This window comes from Helicobacter anseris (assembly GCF_003364335.1).
GTDB lineage: Bacteria > Campylobacterota > Campylobacteria > Campylobacterales > Helicobacteraceae > Helicobacter_H > Helicobacter_H anseris.
On record NZ_NXLX01000013.1, the window covers coordinates 25718 to 45355 of the forward strand.

Sequence of the window (19638 nt, forward strand, 5' to 3'; positions counted from 1 at the left end):
TGAATGAAAAAAAAGATATTGATATTTTTGTTGTTGGTATGCCAAATGCATACCAATCCATTTGATAAAATTAATCCAAATGAATTAAATGTTTCAGAGATTACAGCAGAAGATATTCAAAATTTTTTTAATTCAAACAATCTACCAATTCCACAAAAAGATATTATTGAGGCTCTTTTATATGAGATAGGTGATGATAAAAAAGGAATTGCTCAAGACTTAACTCGCTCATTAAATGCATTTTACAGAGCTTTCCAAAGTGATTTTAACCCTATTGCTAGTATGAAGCTTGGATTATATGCTTGGAGCGTGTTCAAAGATAAAAAAGATGAAAAAAATTACAGAGAAATCTCTACATTTTTTAAAAGCATTAATAAAACTCCTGATTATTTTTTTCTAAATGGTTTTGAGAAAAATATTCAAAAAGATAACTCTAAAATTGTTTTAGATAATGGATTTTTAGGAGGAGTATTCCTAGTAATGACTTCAAAATTCGATAAGGCTATTGAGATTTTTCAAAACAGAAATCTAGTTGATGAGCCAAGAGTGCAATTATGGACAGCTTTTGCATTTTTAGGATTAAATAATAAAGATTTTGCAAATCTTTTTTTAGATAAGGCTTGCAAAAATCCTCTAGCAAATCAAAATATTAAAAATTTTTGTGCAGATAAATTTAAACGCTATTAAAAATGAAAAAACTCCTCATTGCCCTACTCTTTTGTTATTTAGCCACTTCAAAAGAATGTATTATTGAATATGATGTTCTTTATACTATTGCGAGTATTGAAAGCCACCCTAAAAGAAATATTGGTTATCCATTTATTATTAGCTTTAATAATAAATCAGACTTCCAAAGAATTAAAAAAGAAAAGATACTGCAAGACCTAGACATTGAAATCCTTGATAATCGTAGTATTGATTGTAAGAGTGTAAAAACTTGTTTTACCGCTTTGAATTTATTAGTTAAACAATCAATTGAAAATCTCGATCTAGGAGCATTTCAATTTAATTATAAATATGTTGATTTTAAAGACAAAACACATTATTTTTCACTCAAACATTCCTATTACGAAGCTTGCAATATTTTAATGAAATTGGCAAAAAAATATGGTTGGAGTATGGAAACACTGGCTAAATATCACTCTTACACTCCTAAGGTTAATGAGAAATATCAAAAAATAATTGAGAGGCGTTATAATGAGATTTTGGCTACTAAATAGTTTTTTCTTTTTAAGCATTGCTAGCTGTATAGATTTTCTAGGCACATTTGGTGATACTTATGAAATCTTAGAGGAAAATGGGCAAGATTACATTGAAAGAAAAATGAGGGAAAAAGATTTTCAAAAGCAAATGTTGGAAAACGCTCAAGATCAAATTAAAAAAGCTACAAACCCTATGCACCTTTTACCTTTATGTATGAAAGATGGAGAGAAGACTATTGATTTTGAGGAGATGATACAAAATGAAGCTAGGAGAAGACAAATCGATTTAAATGATCCTGTCAATAAAGCAAAAATTGCAAGTATTTTTAGTGTTTTTAATATCCATTATCTTATTCTTGATGTTAATGATAATAGACAAGTTGCCTACGCAAGAGAAAATAATTTTAAAGAGCTAATCGTTTCTAATGGCTATGTATATGATAGCAGGCTTGAAGATTTTGTGGAAAAATCTTTTGTGCTGCCCAAGCATATGATTAAAGATTTTTCATTGCAATGCGTGCCTACAGCACTCATTTTTGATACAAAAACAAAAAAACTACTTATAAAGGAGATTGATGTTTCAAAAAGAAAATAAAATTAAGCATATTTTAGCTTTTTTTCTTTGCAGTGCTTTAGTTTTTGCTGATACAGAAATTGCTGGAGGGAACCCAGTTAAAGATGTATCCTATGAGGATTGTAAAAAAAGCACAAAACAAGATACTTGCCAATGTATTACTCTTGCCACTAGAGAAACTGTTTGTTCTATGGCTTCCATACCAGTAGAAGACGCAGCTACTCAAAATCAAAAGTTTGTTATTGGTTGGAATAAAGTTACTCTACCCTACACTGATATGCAAAAGAAAGTTTTTGAAAAATCTTTTGCCTCACTAGATAATTCTTCTTATAAAACAAATAAAGAAATGATAGCTTCAATGTATCTTGCGGAAGAAGAAAGTCTTGATACTTTTAGAACAAAAATTAGAGAGCAAATAGATTTAGATATAGGAAAAGAAAAAGACCCTACAGGTGATCCAAATGCAACAGAAACCCTAGAAGATGTAGTTAAAAGAATAAAAACAAGCAATACAAATGCTTTTTTAAAAAATATGGCTACACAATACTCTAATCAGCTAAAAGAGTTAGAGCAAAACAACGCCAATACTTCAGCTATTGATTCTGGAAATGTTATTTTAAACTTGATTATTAAGGCTGTAATGGCATTAAGTGGTATGGATATAGGAGATAGCACCAAAAAAGCAATCGAGAATTCTTATATTGGCAAAGTTAAGCTGCCTTTTTGTATTGTTAATCGCTATTATGAATTTGATTTAAATGAAGACAAGGATACAATAAAAACTCAGATACAAACAGATAACTATGATAGTGCTTTATCAGGAACTGGTTTTAATTTTGGGACTTGGAATTTACCCACTTCAAGTATGGAAAAGAAATCCTACAATGGACTTTTTAAACTTGGCACAAAAGTGAATTTACAAGGCTTACTAGAGGAAGATAGCAATGGAGAAACTTATCAAAACACAATGATTATTAATGCCTTAATTGGCAATGAACTCTCTTGGGCTACTAGTATGGTAAATCAGTCTTTTATTTATGATCAATATGCAAATGTATCAGCTACTTTACAAAATCCAGTTGTAGAAAGTGGCACTGGATTAAGAAAGGTAATGATTAATCGTGGAGATTTAAGAAATTCGGCTTTAAATATGTTTAATGCAGGGAGAAGTCTTTTAACTGAGCCTACAAGAGAGAGTTTTAAAATCAATTGCACACCTACGATTATCTCTCAAAAAGGATCTAAAGTTTTGGTGCAAGAATATGATATTCCTAGACCAGGTGATAGTTGTCAGAGTGATGAAACAGCTTATTGTCCTATCACAGAGTATAAATACTATGCTAGCAATGGACAAGAAGGAAAAAATCATAATGTGTGGCTAACAGTAAGTTTTCCAAGAGGACTTACAATGCAATGCTCTGCGACAGAGTATAGTAAAAAGGTTCAGTGTCCTGGATTTATTAGTGGAAAAAATTGCACCATTCGCTGGAGAGATTGCTATACTCTAAAAAAATACTATGATTATGCAGTTGATGGTATAAATAGCAATGATAATCGCTGTATTTACTCCAAACGATATAACAATTGGAGTGATAATAGTGATGATATGCAATATTACACAGGATTTCACGATTTAGTTTATACCAGTGAGAGTAATTGCAAGGCTACTGGAGCATTATATTAATTTGCAAAAGTAAAGAGCCTTGTATATAATTGCACTTTATTTTTAACAAAGGATTTTTTAATGAAAAAATTAACTTTAATAAGTTTAGCACTTGCTTCTTTTTTAGTAGCTCAAGAAACAAGTGATGTTATTTTAGAAGCTACCAAAGAAGAGAGCAAACCTCAAAGCCTAGAGATTAAACCTTTAACTTCTAAAAATGGATTTTTAGTAGGAGTAGAGTTAGGACTTGGTGGAGGAAGTGGAGAATTAAAAACTCAAGAAAATTACTCTATTGGAAATGTTTTTTTAAATTCAAAACCATTTATCTTTAATGGAAAAATCTTTACAGGTTATCAAAGATACTTCTCTCAAGACAATAAGATGGGATACAACGCCAAAGTTAGCTTTGGAAGTGGGTATAACATCAGAACAGACGATTACTCTCATAATGTTTTGCCTACTGGGGATATTGAAAAACTTCCATATGGCAATGAATATAATTTTAAAAACTCTTATGTGCCATTATCTTTTGGAATTGAAGCAAACTTCTTGTATGATTTTTGGGAAAAAGGAGAGCAGGTTTTAGGAGCAAGCATTGGGCTTGGATATAGCTTTGTATATGGAATAAATACAGAGATGTATATGGTGAATCAACCAGAGAGTAGAGAAATTTTTGATAAATATTTTACTGATAAAAACATCTATTATTCTTTAATCTCTCCAAAGATTGCATTGCATTACTACTATGGCAAACATCAAGTAGAATTAGGCTTTAGCTTTGATAAGGCACTAGGTGAGAGTGTGAATAAAAATAGCTATGTCAGTGCAACAGAAAATATAGACAATACTATCACCACCAAACCAAACTACTTTTACACATTCTCTTTGAGTTATGCTTATAGGTTTTAAGAAGTTTTAGGTAATTCTTAAATAACATCTTTGAATTTTAGGATTATTTACCATATTGGTTTTTAATCCTCTTAATCAAATTAAACAAATACTAATCAATTAGTAGTCGTAAATACATACAAAATAATCATCATTATGCTTTGTAATCTACAATTAAAATGCTTATAAAAGAATAAGCAATATACTCATTTTTTATTACTTAAAATATATTCTTATTTTCATATATTATGCGTTATAAATTATAAGCATTATTCATTTGAAACAACGCAAATATAGATATATAATAACATTGCAAAAAAAATAAAAGGATTGCGATGAAATACACACCAAAAACAAAAAAAGAATTAAAAACATTGTGCAATGATCTATCAATCAATCTTGGAGATATTGATACCTCACTCATTACTGATATGAGCCAGTTATTTCTTAATACTGAGAGAATGAATTTCAGTGGTATTGAAAACTGGAATGTTAGTAATGTAGAGGATATGTATAGTATGTTCTCTGATTGCAAAAACTTTACTTCTGATTTATCTAGGTGGAATGTTAGTAATGTAGAGGATATGCGTGGAATGTTCTATGGGTGCAATAGTTTCACTTCAGATCTCTCTAAGTGGGATACTAACAAGGTAATTGATATGGCATTTATGTTTTGTGATTGCAATAGTTTCAATGCTGACCTTTCCAATTGGAATGTTAGTAATGTAGAGGATATGTCTTATATGTTCTTTCATTGCAAAAACTTTACTTCAGATTTATCTAGGTGGAATGTTAGTAATGTAGAGAATATGCGTGGAATGTTTGATGATATTCCAGGATATATCAAGCCAAATTGGTGTGAATAATATTTGCAAAAGACAAAGGATTAAAAATGACACAAGAACAATTTAACGATATAAAAGACAAACTAAGAGTTTGTAGAGAAGAGAGAGGTTTAAATAAAGAAGACCAAAAGAGAAACTTTAGAGTCGATTATACAAAAGAGTTAGCTAAGTTTTTTGAGGCAGAGCGTGATAACAATCAGTATGAGATGATTAAAACTTTGTGTAATATGGTTATTGTGTGCGTGAATGCAGGAATGGATTTTTGTAAGGATAGGCTAAGGCTAAAAAGAAACGCTCATTCTTGGGGAGTTAAACTTAATTTGACAAGACCTATTGTTTGGAGTCCTTTTGAAGAGAATATTGTAGCTATTGAGTCAATGGGATACGACCCTTACAAATGCTTACTTGAAACTATCAAAGAGCTAAACACACGCACTGGTTCTTGGAATGAAGAAGAGGGTAAGTGGGTTGAGGATTTAGGAGCTTATACGATTGAGGAAGCATTAGAAAAAGCGAAAAAAATATACAGAGATAAAGATGAAAAGGTATATGACATTATAAAGGAAGAAACCGATAATATTTTTAGCATTCAATGCGAAGTAGATGAAGGATATTATGAAGAAGTTATTTTTAATATATGGTATAAAGCAGATTACAGCAAGTGCCAAAGCAATTTGCAGTAATTTAAAATAATTAAAGTGGTTTTGTTAAAAATCTATATCGTAATTTTTATACATATTATGCGTATAGATTTATACATAGTATGTGTGTAAAATACTACATATACTATGTAACAAAATAAAATCAATCACAAAAAAACCAAATCAAGGCTATTGTAATTTATATAGATATTTGTTTTTAAAACTAAGAGATTATATAATTGTAGTAGAGGTTGCCCTAAAGAGGTGGCTGCCTCCTTAGGGTTACCTACTTTCAAATGAAAGGAGGTAATCAAATGAAGATATTACAGCATATCTTGATAGTGATTATATTAGTTTTAATGCTAATAAGTCAAGCCTATTAAGATAAAACCTCTTAGCTCATCTCATAAGCGTGGGCTAGGAGAATATCTTCAACCTCTAGCTTATGTTTTAATACTGCAAAATACATACAAAATAATCATCATTATGCTTTGTAATCTACAATTAAAATGCTTATAAAAGAATATGCAATATACTCATATTTTATTACTTAATATATGTTTTAATCTAAATATATTATGCGTTATAAATTATAAATATTATTCATTTGAAAATCCAAAAAATAGCCTATAAGATTACATTACAAAAAAGATAAAAGGATTTCAAATGCCAAAGAATAAAGGTGATATAAGAAGCCACCCAGCTTATAGGATATTGTCTAATATTAAAGCCTTTTGCTATAACAAAAATATGAAACATTATAAGAATATAGGAGCTAAGGGGATTGGAGTTTGTGATGAGTGGAAAAATAGTTATGCGGCTTTTTGCAAATGGGCAGATGAAAATGGCTTTAAAAAAGGAGAATGCACTTTAGCCAGGAAAGATCTAACCAAAGATTATTCACCAGAGAATTGTTTTTTCAAAAAAAGAGAAAATAAAACAGAACGAAAAATCGTAAAGCTAGCAAATGAAAAAATGTCAGCAAGATTAGATATTGGAATTGGGCATTTCAATAGTAGAGAAGAAGCTTCAGAAGCTAGAATAAAGTATCTTTTCATTTTTGAAACAATAGTTAAAAATCTTGATGTTTTGATGAAAACTGATAAGGTTTTTGGTGATGAAGAAAAGGAAAATATTATTCAAGCAATAGAAAAAACACTTGCAAAACAAAAAGTTATTATTGCAAGAGAAATCAATAAAAAAAGCGTTGAATACTTTTTTGTGTATTCCAATGAAATATTGGATTTTGAAAGTTTTTTAATTAAGAAGTTTGATACAGAGAAAAAAGTAAAAAAGCTTTTTGAAAAAAATGACTTTTTAACAAATGCAATCGTTGAAAAACCAATTTGTGCAACAAATAAAGAGATGAGAAGAGTTATTGATAGGCACATTGCAAAAGATATTTTTACTTTTACTATTGATAAAAAGTGGGAAAAGAGTGAGAAAAAAATACATCTTAGAGGAGGAGGGCTAAAACAGTAATAAAAACTATATCAGGCTATATTTAGTATCAAAAATAAAATAATGCATAAAAAATTATATGCATAATACATATTAAATTATACATATTATTAAAATTCAACAAAAATTCTGCTTTTTAAAAAGGAGATTTTGATAGTTACCTTGTATAAAAATGTCTTTTTTTTTAAAAAAAATGCTATAATTGTGTCTTAAAGTTTTTATAACTTCACGATTTTTCGTGTTAGGGTTCTGTCATTTTGTGTATCACTATGTATTACATAGGCAAAAGCATTACCTTGCTTGTTAGAAGCAAAACTAGATCCGCCGCTTGGGCAAAATACACTGATTGTCTGGATACGACTTCTTTGTATAAGATAAGGCTCTCAGCCTTTAGTTAGAATGATAAGAATTTACTCGCAAGAGGAAAAAAGAAAAAGAATTTCCTCTCGCAAAGAGTGGATTCTTAATAGACTTTTCTCCTTTTACGAGTGAATTTTTATTCACTTGGTTCAAGTTTAGTTGGTTTTTAAAAACCTAATTGAATGCTTTTTAAGCTAGAAAGGAAAAAAGAAATGAAAAAATACACACCCAAAACAAAAGAAGAATTGCGAACATTGTGCAATGATCTATCAATCAATCTTGGAGATATTGATACCTCACTCATTACTGATATGAACAAATTGTTTTTTAATACTAAGAGAATGAATTTCAGTGGTATTGAAAACTGGAATGTTAGTAATGTAGAGGATATGGCATTTATGTTCTTTCATTGCAATAGCTTCAATGCTGATTTATCCAAATGGGATACTAGCAATGTGAAGAATATGGCATTTATGTTTTATTGTTGCAATAGCTTTACTTCTGATCTCTCCAAGTGGGATACTAGCAATGTAGAGGATATGTCTTATATGTTCTGTTGGTGCAAAAACTTCACTTCAGATCTCTCCGATTGGAATGTGAGTAATGTAAAGAATATGTATAGTATATTTTCTAATTGCAATAGCTTCACTTCAGATTTATCTAGGTGGAATGTCAGCAATGTAGAGAATATGGCATTTATGTTTTATTGTTGCAATAGCTTTACTTCAGATCTCTCCAAATGGGACACTAGTAAAGTAAAGACTATGGCTTATATGTTCCGTTGGTGCAAAAACTTCACTTCAGATCTCTCCGATTGGAATGTGAGTAATGTAAAGAATATGTATAGTATATTTTCTAATTGCAATAGCTTCACTTCAGATTTATCTAGGTGGGATACTAGTAATGTAAGAGATATGAATAGTATGTTCTATTTTTGCAATAGCTTCACTTCAGATCTCTCCAAATGGGATACTAGCAGTGTTAAAGATATGGCTTATATGTTTTCTAATTGCAAAAATTTCACTTCGGATTTATCCAAGTGGGATACTAGCAAGGTAGAGACTATGCGTGAAATGTTTTCTAATTGCAATAGCTTCAATGCTGATTTATCCAAATGGGATACTAGCAAGGTAGAGAATATGCGTGGAATGTTTGATGATATTCCAGGATATATCAAGCCAAATTGGTGTGAATAATAAATCCTTTAAAAAGGACAGATTGAGCTTTAAGTTGAGTGCTTAGACACTTTAATGACTATTGGAAAGCAATAGATGAGTTTTCCAATAGGGAAGCTCTCTTTGTTTTCGCACATATAAAGGATAGAAAATGGAAAATTTAGAAAAAATATTAAATGATTATGTCGTTGCTACGCTAAAAAGTAATAATTGTATAGATTACAAGGATTCTTTTGAAGTGCAATCTTTTATTAGGACTGCTTTGAAATATCAATTAGATCCTTATTTAAAGGATATATATTTGATACCAACAAAAAAATATAGAAATGTGAATGGAAATAATGTGTTTGACGGATACACTTTTCAATCTATCGTTAGCTATCATAAATATGTTGAGGCAGCCCAAAACACTGGATTATTAAACGGTATCTCTAGTGAGTATTTTTTTGTAAATAATCAGCTAGAAAAAATCGTCGTAACAATCCATAAAAAAGGTTGTGAAAAACCATTCCTACATACTGTTTATTTGGACGAATATGTTCTTGATACTAAGATTTGGAGAACAAAGCCTAAAACAATGCTAAACAAGATTGCTCTTGTTCAAGCACTAAGAATAGCATTTCAAATTCGGTTGCCATACATTTTTGAGGAAATCGAAAACTGCGATAATCCTAATGCGAGCGTTGATACAACCCCCATTGAAAAAGTTAATTTTTATGATTTTGAAAAATACTTTAATTCCATAGGAATAGGATTAAAGCTTGTTGGCAATTTTGTTGTTGCCTATGGCATTGGAGATAAAAATCTTTATACACAATCACATATTTTGAAAAGTAATAACTTTGTATTTGACAAAGAAGTTGGTATTTGGAAAAAACACAAGGAAAATTTTTCTTTTGAAGCAAAAACTATAAAAACGGTTCAAAGTCCTAGCATTGCTTTTATCAAAGATGGTTTGGAAAAAAACAAGATCGATTTTGACTTCAAAGTCATTAAAGGAATTGGTTATTTTTCTGTTCCATTGAAAGATAATGAGTTAGACAAAGAACAAAGAAAGTTTTTAGATGATTGTTGCTTTCATTTTTATGAAAATAAGTCTTTGTTTGGTTTAAAAATTGAAGGAGCGGCATAATGGAATATCAAACCTTATATCAAGGTGCTGAGGCTAGTATTGCTCTATTGCAAAAATATGGTTTTAATTTTCATAAAATAGGATCAAGATATTTTTTTGCATTACGAGATGAAAGAACACCATCAGCTACAATTAATCAGAATGGTTCTATTCACGATTTTGGAAGTGGTTTTCACGGAAGCGTATATGATGTTTTAGAAATATCAAATAAGCTACCATCTGGTATGAGTAAGGGCGAAGCTCTGAAATTTGTTAGAGAAGAACTGTTTTCACTTATTGGAGTAGATTTAAAAATTTATAACTTCTCAGAAACTAAGAATAATGCGAATAATTCAAAAAAGATACTTGATTTAGAATGGTTCAAAAAAACCTTTTTAAGTGAAAATCTTTTTAAAGAAGAAGCTTATCTTAGGCTATTGAAAAAAACAATCACAAGCACCAATGATATGGAAAAAATCTTTGAAACTGCAAAAAAGTTTCATATTGGATACTCAAAGCCTTTTGGCAATGATGAATACGATAGATTGGTTATGCCAATTTTAGATTTTGAAAATAATATTGTTACGCTGTGGAAATATAACCCTTTTGCCCCTAGTGAAAAGAAACTTCTTTTTTTAAAAGGAAGAAATCGAGGAGCGTTTAATACTCAAGCACTCAAAGAAACAAATGAGCAAATAGTTCTTGTTTGTGAGGGTGAGAAAGATGTGTTGAATGCTTATGCTAGAAATTTAGTTGCAGTTACACCTGGTGGAGCTACATCTACTTTTAAAGAAGAGGTTTTACCTCTTTTTAAGGACAAGAGAGTTTTATGTATCGGAGACTATGATGATGCTGGAATGAATTTTAACTTCAGAAATGCGTTGTTATTGCGGAAATATACAAAAAAAGTTTCAGTAGCAAATTGGAATTGCAGTGTTTCAAAAGAAATGCTTTTTAAAGGTTTTGACCTTAGCAATTACTTTGAGATGAAAAAAGGCGTTGCCTAAAAATATAAAAAATTAAAAAAAATCAAGGAGATTAACAATGTTTAACAAGGTAATTTTATTAGGAAATTTGACAAAAGATGTGGAATTAAAGCATTTGCCAAGTGGTATGGCTACTTGTATTATTAGTGTTGCGACAAATCGTAAAACAAAAAAACAAGATGGCAGTATTCACGAGGAAACTTGCTTTATTGATTGTAAGCTTTTTGGAAGATATGCAGAAATTGCAAAACAATATTTGATGAAAGGCTCAAGACTTCATTTGGAAGGCAGACTTACTTATGAAACTTGGACAGATCAACAGGGAGTAAAAAAATCAAAACATATTATCGTTTGTGAAAGTTTAAGGCTTATTGATAAGATAGCTCAAAACTCTACACAGCAAACACCACAGAATAATCAAGGTGTTATGCAAGGGCAAATGCCTCCAATCGATATTAATGAAGATGAAATTCCTTTCTAATCTTATATCAAACTTCTAAAAAAATTATATTGCTTCAGCCCGAGTTGGGAAGATTATATGAAATAACTTCCCAGCAGGGTAGTTATCTCTATTCTTCCTTATTTAATTCAATCAGAAATTTAAATAAAGGAAAAAAAATGAAAACAATTTTATTAAGTGCAGAAAATATTTTAGGTGGTTTATTTCAATTATTCTCTAAAGAAGATATGGAGAAAAAGTTTTTTGAAAAGACGCTTGTTTTTGAAGACAAAGATTATCAGGGTAACCAAGTTATTTTGAGAATTAATGCTTTCAATCGTCCTTGCTTAGAGCAAATCGATAAAACAACAAATGAAAAATATTCTGTTCAGTTTTTTGGAGAAAACAGAACAGAAATCTTTGCAGAGGCTTTATCCGAGTTTTTATTATGGCTAAAAGATTTTTCTCTTAGAGAAAATGAGTTAAAAGAAGACGGAAATGTTGGAATTTATCCTTTGATTGAAGAGGAAAAACATAGTATTAAAGAAACACTTTTTTAAGGGGAACAAATGAAACTAACACTAGAAAATAATTTTGAAGAAATTTTTGCTCAAGGATTAAAAAAACATTCAGAAGAACAAACTCTAAAAACACTTGGAGACAGAAGTCTGTATGTAGGAAGTAGCGATGTTGGTAATTGCTTGAAAAAAGTATGTTTTTCTAAAGTTTATGGAGAAGAACATAATACCAATCAGTTACTTATCTTTGAGAGAGGGCACTTGGCAGAAACAATTATAAAAAATATTCTTTTATCTCAGAAAATTGAATTTGAGGAGCAAAAGACAATAAAAGGAGAAGATGAATTTAATTTCATCAAAACCCATATTGATTTTTATATTCCTGATGAAGATTTACTTATAGAGGTAAAAAGCTCAAACACACTTCCTGATAATCCATATAACTCTTGGATACAACAAGTTCAGTTACAAATGGGTATTGGCAAAATTTCAAAAGCAAAAATTATTTGCTTTGATTTAAATAGTGGAAAATATAAGGTTTTTGAAAATATTCTTTTTAATGACTTTATATTCCAGAAGTGTCTTGAGAGAGCTAGTAAAATTTATAATTTTCTGCAAAATAAAGAGGAAATGCCAAATGGTGAAATTACACAGCTTTGTGCATATTGTCCATTTAGAGATAGATGTAGCGAGTTTTGTAGTCAGAAAGCAGTTGTAGATAAAAGTATGATTGATTCTATTATTGATTTGAAAAACAAAGAAGCTGATAAAAAAGCTTTGGAGGAACAAATCAAACATCAGAAAAAGATTGTGCTTGATTTTTGCAATAATGCAGATGTTAAGAAAATCGTTGAAAAAGATCTAAGTTTGACTGTGTGTAATTATCCTGGCAGAGAAACAATTGATATAGAAAAAGCAAAAAAAATACTTCCTCAGAAGCTTTTAGACATCTTGGTTAAAAAAGGTGAAGCTACTCAGTTTTTGAGAATATCTTAGTATTTATGCTTAAAAGGAAAAAATATGGAAAAAATGCAAATAAAAAAATTAATTATGATTGCTTTAGGTTTTGAGGAAAGCGTTGAGCGAGAAATCCAAAACATCAATGGAGAAATATCGTTTATGAGAAGTGCTTCTGATAATAAAGATAGTTTTAATAGTTATTTGGAGCAAAAAAAAGGCAGTGTCTTTTCAAAAATTGCTTATGCAAATGAATTGTTAAGTGAATTGAAAGAAGAAATTGATCTTATTGCTCAAAAAACTAGCTTTAACAATGTAACCGAAGAAACAAAGCAATCAACCGAACAAGATAATGAAGAAAAATATAGTCTTTCTGCATTTTTTAGTTTTGAAAACAAAAACAAAAATGAAGAAATGGTTAATCTATTCAGGCAGAAACTCTCGGAGTTTGGCTTTTTTGATGTTAATATCAATATCACAGAGCAAAAAGAACAAGATAATGAAGAAGTTTTTCTTTTTGAAGCTTGTGCCGTTTATGAGTTTTCATATAGAAAGGATAAATTGACAGACTATGAAAAAGATATGAGAAAAAAATTAAGTGAGAATTTTAAATCTTTTAAAGATCTAAAAATTTTCTAAATTTGTTAATCCGCTGTAGGTGGGAAGATTTTTGTTTTTCTGCCTACGCAGATTAACTCATAAAATCTTCCTTATTTTATTTTGAAAAATAATTAAGGAAAAATAATGTTTAATTTAGAAAAAATAATAAATAACATCAGAGATTTTGATGATAACTTTGGAATTGCAAGAGAACATATTGAAACAAAGTCATTATCTGATTTTGTTAATAATAATTCTCAAGTGATTTACTCAGAACTACAAAAAGCTCTGAATACCAGTTTTTCTGGTTTAGAAAATCCTGAGAAGTATAGAAGAATTGCTGAAGTTTTAAAATCCCTAGATATTGTCCCATATCCGAGACAAGCTAGACTAATTGCTGCAGCTATTGAACACTTCTCAAGAGAAAAAAATCTTCTTATTTCCTCTGAAATGGGAACAGGTAAAACTTTGATGTCTATATCTATTGTTTTTACTTATATGTATTTACATAGAAAATCTGGCAATATTGCTTTACTTTGCCCAAATCACTTAAAAAAGAAGTGGGAAGATGAGATTAATAAGATTTTTGGAAAAAGCTTTAAAAATATTGAAGTGATTCAAGTAAAAAATGGTGCAGAGATTTTAAAGTTTAAAGGAAAAGAAAATAAAAACACCATTAGGTTTTTTTATCTTTTCTAAAGAAACTGCTAAATTGGGTTACCTATTGAGCGAACCTATGCCACCAAAAGTTGATATTACTGCATTCTCTGCTGAAGATAAAACCCCTATATCTTGTAAATGTCGCTATTGTGGCACTGCATATTCTTTTGAGGAATTGGAAAAGAATAGGCTTAAAATCAAAAGCAGAGTTTTTGACAAAATATGCAAACATTCAAAAATAACCCCTATTGAAAATTTTAAGGCTGAAAATTTAACTTGCCAAAAATGTTTATTGCAAGAGAATGCAAAAAAATCAAATTATAGTTTTAAGCACTCTTTGCAAAATAAAGGTTTTTTAAAGACCTCTTCTGCAAGAAAAGTAAGTTTTGCTAGAGCAGTGAAACAGCTACCAAAAGGATTTTTTGAATTCTTCATAGCTGATGAAGTGCATCAAATGAAAGGCGATACTGGTATTGGAGAAGCATTTGCAAGAATATCTATTCATTCTAAAAGAACAATAGGCTTAACTGGAACTCTACTAAATGGCTATGCTTCAAGCTTATTTTACATTTTGTATAGACTTTTTCCTCATTTGATGAAAAAACATATCAAAATTGATTATAAAAATGGAGTTAGCAAATTTGTAGATAGATTCGGTGGTTATGAATATGCTATGAAAAAAGCTGAAAAAGACGAAACTGCTAAGGGTAAAATTGTTAAGAAAAGTGAGAATTTAATTAAAGCTTCTGAAAGAGCTGTTATCAATCCGATAATGATTAAAATTCTTTTAGGATATATTTTGTTTTTGAGAATTGATGAGATGAATATTCCTTTGCCTGATTATTCTGAAAGCATAATTACTGTCCCACTTGAATCTGAAATATCCAGACCTTATGGTAATTTCATTGGTGAAATGCTTGACGCCATAATTATTGGAAAAAGCTCACTGCTTGGTGCTTTTTGTAATTATGGACTTTCTATACCAGATAATCCATCAAAAATGGTTGAATATTGCTGTAAAGATGGAGAAACTTTTTATTATTATCCAATAGTAGATGAAAACTACATAACCAATAAAGAAAAAGAATTGATAAAAATTACTAAAGAAGAGCTGTCCCAATCAAGGAAGGTTTTGATTTACTGCACTTTTGTTGAAAATCTAGGTAGATTAGAAAGCATATTGAGCAAAGATGAAAACTTTTCAGGACAAACAATTAAGGTATTATCTAGTGATGTTCCATCTGAAAACAGAGAAGAATGGATTAAGAAAAATCCTTGCGATGTGTTAATTACAAATCCTAAACTTGTTGAAACTGGTTTAGATCTTTTGGAGTATCCAACCATCATCTTTTACCAAACTGGTTATGAAACTTCTGTTTTAAAACAAGCTAGTAGAAGATCTTGGAGGATAGGGCAGAAAAATGAATGTAAAGTTTATTTTTTGACCTACGCAGATACTGCACAGCACAAGTCAATTAGATTAATGTCTAAAAAAATTAAAGCTGCTAATGATTTAGAGGGGAGATTATCCACTGCTGAGGATTTAGCTTCTTTAGAAGAAGAAAATAATTTACAAAAAGCTCTTGTAGAAGCTCTTTTGAAAAAAGATAGCGTAGAGTCTGGAGATGATGTTTCTAAATGGACTTTTACTCCTCGTGAGTTAGATAATTTTGAAAGATTTTTTCAAGATGAAGTTAAGAAAATATCTCTTGATTACGAATTCTTAATGAAAAAAGAGAAAGATGATGATAAAAAAGCTGATGAAAATATCCAAGAAATCTCTTTGGTTAGAACTACTCATAAAGAAGAAATATACACAGAAATGGAATCTTTATTTAAAGATGAAAAATCTGAAGATGAAAGTATGAAGTATGTTAGGACTATCGAGGTAATGGATAGAAAAACAAAAAACACATATGCACAATTAGTGTTTGATTTTTAATAAGGATAAAAAATGGAAAATATAGAAAGAAAAAAATTAGGGCAAGTTGTTTATGATAAAACTTCGGCAATGCTATTAGATTACCTAAAGGTAAAAGGAAAAATTGTATTTCTACAAATTTTTGGACAAAGTCAAGTTGTTAGAAGAATTTCAAGAAAGATACAAGTTTCCTCTACTAAGGGTAAAAATAGTGAGGTTCAGTTTTTCTTTAACACAGAAACAGGAGAAAGCACCTATGGTGTTTTTGATGTAGGCTCTAGTGGATTTTTTTGTAAAGATGTAGATCTTAATATCTATCAAAATCACTCTGCTTTTCTGTTGGCAAAAACTGCAGATATGGAAAATATGAATTCCATATTCTTTTACAGAGAAAAAAATGATTTTGAAGCTTTTAAAGAATGGATTTTTCAATTACCTATTCCTATTCCAAAGGAAGATGATTTTTTGTTTGTTTTAAAACAAATTCTCACAGAGTTTAATCTCATTTCTTTTTATAGCTCTTTTTACAAACAAGTTTCTGCAATTTATGCAGAAGAAAAGTTATTTAATAATAAGTTTGCGTGTTTGAGAAATTGCATTGAGCAAATTTTGAAAAACTAATTTACCCCCAATATACAGGGACATTAAAAAATCCCTGTGGGGTGCTTTTTTTGTCCTTGATATTGAAAAAAATAAAAAATATAAAGGATAAAAAATGGCAAGATTAGAATCAGATTTGAAGTTAGGATATTATCCAACTCAATTAAAAACACTAGAAAAAATTTTTGATAAATTAATTTTTACACAAAATGAAGAAGATAAAATCAAGGTATTAGATCCTTGTTGTGGAGAAGGAAATGCTTTAGAGCTAATTGGTAAAAAGCTGAATGCAGATACCTATGGTATTGAATTGCACGAAGGAAGAGCAAAGGAAGCTATGCAAAGAGTAAAATTTTTGCTAAGTGGCTCTGCACTTGAGGCAATTATTAGCGGAAAGGCTTTTGAGTTTATTTACTTAAATCCACCCTATGGAACTTATTTCTTAGATGGAAAAGAGAAAAAGCTGGAAGAAAGCTTTATTGAGCGATTTTCTAGTTTCCTTGCGGTTGATGGCTATATGTTATTGGCTATTAGCAAGAATTCTTTATCTTCAAAAACTTGTTTTCCTCTACTATCTAGCATAATCAAAAACTCTTTAAGGGTTGAAGATGTGTTTTTTGATGAAGACAATGAGGATTACAAAAATTATGGACAATACTTCATTTTGTTCAAAAAAACTATAAAAAGCAAAGAAAAAGTTAGTGATCTTATCACTGCTGAAAAGCTTTTTGCAGAAATTAATTTTAGAAATGCAAAAAATATTGACACTATTGAAAAAACCTACAAACTAAAACCATCAGGAAATAAACTTTATAGATTTATTTCTTATGATGGTTTAAAAGATTGGCAGCTAGACGCAAATTTAAAACAGAATGAATACAAAACCAAAGAAGTATTAAATGAGCTTACAAAAGAAAACAACTCTTTGCTCAATACTACGAGTATTGAAAATCCAAACGATGGACAGACAATAATTCTAATGCTTTCAGGTTTATTGGACAATCCAATTAACAATGTTCTGATTAAAGGAGAAACTGCTAAGAAAAAAGTTTGTGGTGATGAAAAAGCTTCAGATTGTTATTTATCCACTCTCTTTGCTTTTGATATTCAAGAAAAAAAATACTTTGAGCTTATATAAAGGAGTTTTTATGAAAGTTAAAAAGGGTTTTTATATTGATATTTTCAGCAGAGTTATGAGAAAACTAAATAGCAGCAACGAAAAAAACTTTAACTTTTTGAAAGAAAATGTTTTTTTTGACAAAAGAAGACATTATTACTCGGTTAAAGATGTTTTTGGCAATAAGCTGGAGTATAACTTAAGAAACAATACTATTTCTTTACAATTCAAGCAATATATAAGTAAATATGGCGAGAAGATGGATAGAGAAATTGTATATGATGTTATGGGTGAAGATAACTATAAAAAAATTAATTTAGTAGTTAATGGGGATTATTTAGATGGTATCGACAAAGAAAAAGTGCTTGGAGATTAAAACCTTTCGAGTTAATAAAGCCAATGTTGATGTCAAACAAATAATGCCAACTAAGCATTTTTTAGAAAAGTGTTCTGAAAGAGGCATTAATCTTCTACCACTAACAAATATAAATAAGAATGTTAATAATTTAAAGATAGGCACTAGAGGCTTGTTTTGCTATGAAAATTTTATTTATGTTGTAGATAGAGTTTCTCATTCAAAAGCTATGCTTATTACAGCCTATCATATGAGAGATAGCCAAGAAAAAAGATTTTTTGCTGACTGATTAGCAATTCTTTTTCCCTCCTTTGGAGGCTTTTTTGAGATTTTGTGTTTCAAAGTTTCAAAAAAACCACTAAAGATTTTTCTCATTTGATTTTCACTAATAATGAATTTACAATTAAGAAAAATTTTACAAAAGGAAAAAAATGTCAAAAGTTAGAATGTCTCATAATCCTGATTATGAAATTTTTATTTCCGAGTTAAGGAATTTTGCTATGAGTTTTTTACTGCCAGAAAATTTTTCTGGTTTTACAGATTTTGTTTTTAGTGGAAAAAAACAAGTTTGTTATTTTTACTTCCAAGAAAAAGGGAAAGAAGAAATACGCACAGAAGAGATACCACTATCAAGCTTGTTTAATCCGCCAGAAAGTAATAATATGGTAAAGGCAAGTGGCTTAGATATGCTTTTTAAAGAAATAGCAAGAATAACTAATTTTAGATTCTTAAAGTTAGAAAATCCTATCGAAAAAAGAGGTTTTGATAGTGATCTTGCTTATTTGCTTCCTGATGAATTTTTATCAAAAATGCCTAGAGGCAAACTATCTGATGGAGCTATGGATATGTTTTGTGATATTTGCAATACAGAATATGGCAAAACAATGAGTTTTTTCTTTCATAGCGATACTTTGATAGCACAGCCAAAAATTATTTCTTTGGAAGCTTTTTACTTAGGTTTTGCGAATAACAATGAATGCAATGTCTTTATAAAAGATAACAAAAATGAAAGAGAAAATATGAGCAATTCTTTATTATCGTTGTATCTTTTTTACAAGGAAGATACAAATTTGATACCTTAGGTAAAGAAAGGGGATTTTCTTTCTTAAAAAGAAAGATAAAAGCCTTAAGAAAAAAAAGATAAGAAACCTAAGGTATCTCACATCAATTAAGAAGTGAATTGTAATTATAACAAAAAAAGGAATAATATGAAAATATACTCAATAATCCTGATTATGGTGTCTTTTCTAGGAGCTACAGAAGAAAAAAATACAGCAGATGAAGTGTTTTTTGTATTTTTAGGAATTATCGCTATATTTGTTTTTTTATTTGCCACTAGCTTTAAAAAACATAAAAAAGAAGAATTAAAAAAATATATAAAAAGAAATAGTGTTAATCAAAAAGGGCAAATACAACCAAAAAACAACGAGGAATTAGCGATTTGGTTGAGAGATTTTGCTGGAAATTGCAAAAATATTGATACATCTTTAATCACTGATCTCACTGGTTTTTTTATTCCTTTTTCCAAAGAACCAAATGAATTTTTTGAGGGGATTTCTGACTGG

General features: G+C 29.7%; 23 protein-coding genes. All 23 read left to right on the forward strand.

The genetic code is table 11. From position 1 onward, the window contains the following. Positions 1–3 precede the first annotated feature (3 nt). Positions 4–687 carry a hypothetical protein gene (locus CQA57_RS05750; protein WP_115579281.1) on the forward strand — a complete coding sequence of 228 codons (684 nt, stop codon included), beginning with the start codon at positions 4–6 and terminating at the stop codon, positions 685–687. A gap of 2 nt (positions 688–689) precedes the next feature. Next, positions 690–1220: a lysozyme family protein gene (locus CQA57_RS05755; protein WP_115579282.1), complete on the forward strand. Its 531-nt coding sequence runs from the start codon at positions 690–692 to the stop codon at positions 1218–1220. Continuing rightward, a complete protein-coding gene (locus CQA57_RS05760) occupies positions 1198–1797 on the forward strand; it encodes a hypothetical protein (RefSeq protein WP_115579283.1) in 600 nt (199 codons plus the stop codon). The genes CQA57_RS05755 and CQA57_RS05760 overlap by 23 nt, the downstream gene beginning before the upstream one ends. Further along, positions 1778–3460 (forward strand): hypothetical protein, encoded by a 1683-nt coding sequence (locus tag CQA57_RS05765; RefSeq protein ID WP_115579284.1) that lies wholly within the window; start codon positions 1778–1780, stop codon positions 3458–3460. Before CQA57_RS05760 ends, CQA57_RS05765 begins: the two co-directional genes overlap by 20 nt. 60 nt (positions 3461–3520) lie before the next feature. Continuing rightward, entirely contained in the window at positions 3521–4348 is an 828-nt protein-coding gene (locus tag CQA57_RS05770; RefSeq protein WP_115579285.1) for a hypothetical protein, read from the forward strand. Positions 4349–4662: 314 nt separating this feature from the next. Then, positions 4663–5193, forward strand: coding sequence for a BspA family leucine-rich repeat surface protein (locus tag CQA57_RS05775; RefSeq protein ID WP_115579286.1), 531 nt, complete (start codon positions 4663–4665; stop codon positions 5191–5193). A 26-nt stretch (positions 5194–5219) separates the two neighbouring features. Then, positions 5220–5855 carry a hypothetical protein gene (locus CQA57_RS05780; protein WP_115579287.1) on the forward strand — a complete coding sequence of 212 codons (636 nt, stop codon included), beginning with the start codon at positions 5220–5222 and terminating at the stop codon, positions 5853–5855. A gap of 624 nt (positions 5856–6479) precedes the next feature. Beyond that, positions 6480–7295 carry a hypothetical protein gene (locus tag CQA57_RS05785; RefSeq protein WP_115579288.1) on the forward strand — a complete coding sequence of 272 codons (816 nt, stop codon included), beginning with the start codon at positions 6480–6482 and terminating at the stop codon, positions 7293–7295. A gap of 551 nt (positions 7296–7846) precedes the next feature. Beyond that, entirely contained in the window at positions 7847–8830 is a 984-nt protein-coding gene (locus CQA57_RS05790) for a BspA family leucine-rich repeat surface protein (RefSeq protein ID WP_170126836.1), read from the forward strand. A 130-nt stretch (positions 8831–8960) separates the two neighbouring features. Further along, positions 8961–9941 (forward strand): recombinase RecT, encoded by a 981-nt coding sequence (locus CQA57_RS05795; protein WP_115579290.1) that lies wholly within the window; start codon positions 8961–8963, stop codon positions 9939–9941. Continuing rightward, on the forward strand, positions 9941–10927 hold the full coding sequence (locus CQA57_RS05800) for a hypothetical protein (RefSeq protein WP_115579291.1): 987 nt from the start codon (positions 9941–9943) through the stop codon (positions 10925–10927). Before CQA57_RS05795 ends, CQA57_RS05800 begins: the two co-directional genes overlap by 1 nt. Before the next feature lie 37 nt (positions 10928–10964). Next, positions 10965–11387, forward strand: coding sequence for a single-stranded DNA-binding protein (gene ssb, locus CQA57_RS05805; protein ID WP_115579292.1), 423 nt, complete (start codon positions 10965–10967; stop codon positions 11385–11387). Between the two features lie 137 nt (positions 11388–11524). Then, a complete protein-coding gene (locus CQA57_RS05810) occupies positions 11525–11905 on the forward strand; it encodes a hypothetical protein (RefSeq protein ID WP_115579293.1) in 381 nt (126 codons plus the stop codon). A 9-nt stretch (positions 11906–11914) separates the two neighbouring features. Continuing rightward, positions 11915–12859, forward strand: coding sequence for a PD-(D/E)XK nuclease family protein (locus CQA57_RS05815; RefSeq protein ID WP_115579294.1), 945 nt, complete (start codon positions 11915–11917; stop codon positions 12857–12859). Positions 12860–12883: 24 nt separating this feature from the next. Next, positions 12884–13459 (forward strand): hypothetical protein, encoded by a 576-nt coding sequence (locus CQA57_RS05820; RefSeq protein WP_115579295.1) that lies wholly within the window; start codon positions 12884–12886, stop codon positions 13457–13459. Between the two features lie 105 nt (positions 13460–13564). Further along, positions 13565–14119: a DEAD/DEAH box helicase family protein gene (locus CQA57_RS05825; protein WP_115579296.1), complete on the forward strand. Its 555-nt coding sequence runs from the start codon at positions 13565–13567 to the stop codon at positions 14117–14119. A 13-nt stretch (positions 14120–14132) separates the two neighbouring features. Next, positions 14133–16022 (forward strand): helicase-related protein, encoded by a 1890-nt coding sequence (locus tag CQA57_RS05830; protein WP_147288355.1) that lies wholly within the window; start codon positions 14133–14135, stop codon positions 16020–16022. 12 nt (positions 16023–16034) lie between these two features. Then, positions 16035–16622: a hypothetical protein gene (locus tag CQA57_RS05835; protein ID WP_115579298.1), complete on the forward strand. Its 588-nt coding sequence runs from the start codon at positions 16035–16037 to the stop codon at positions 16620–16622. A gap of 94 nt (positions 16623–16716) precedes the next feature. Next, a complete protein-coding gene (locus CQA57_RS05840; RefSeq protein WP_115579299.1) occupies positions 16717–17739 on the forward strand; it encodes a DUF6094 domain-containing protein in 1023 nt (340 codons plus the stop codon). A gap of 10 nt (positions 17740–17749) precedes the next feature. Continuing rightward, positions 17750–18094 (forward strand): hypothetical protein, encoded by a 345-nt coding sequence (locus CQA57_RS05845; RefSeq protein WP_147288356.1) that lies wholly within the window; start codon positions 17750–17752, stop codon positions 18092–18094. Then, complete coding sequence (locus CQA57_RS05850; RefSeq protein WP_115579301.1) at positions 18084–18362, forward strand: hypothetical protein; 279 nt, start codon at positions 18084–18086, stop codon at positions 18360–18362. Before CQA57_RS05845 ends, CQA57_RS05850 begins: the two co-directional genes overlap by 11 nt. 142 nt (positions 18363–18504) lie before the next feature. Then, positions 18505–19155, forward strand: a complete 651-nt coding sequence (locus CQA57_RS05855; protein WP_115579302.1) for a hypothetical protein — start codon at positions 18505–18507, stop codon at positions 19153–19155. A gap of 126 nt (positions 19156–19281) precedes the next feature. Further along, positions 19282–19638: hypothetical protein (locus tag CQA57_RS05860; protein WP_147288357.1), on the forward strand; the 357-nt coding region annotated here is incomplete at its 3' end.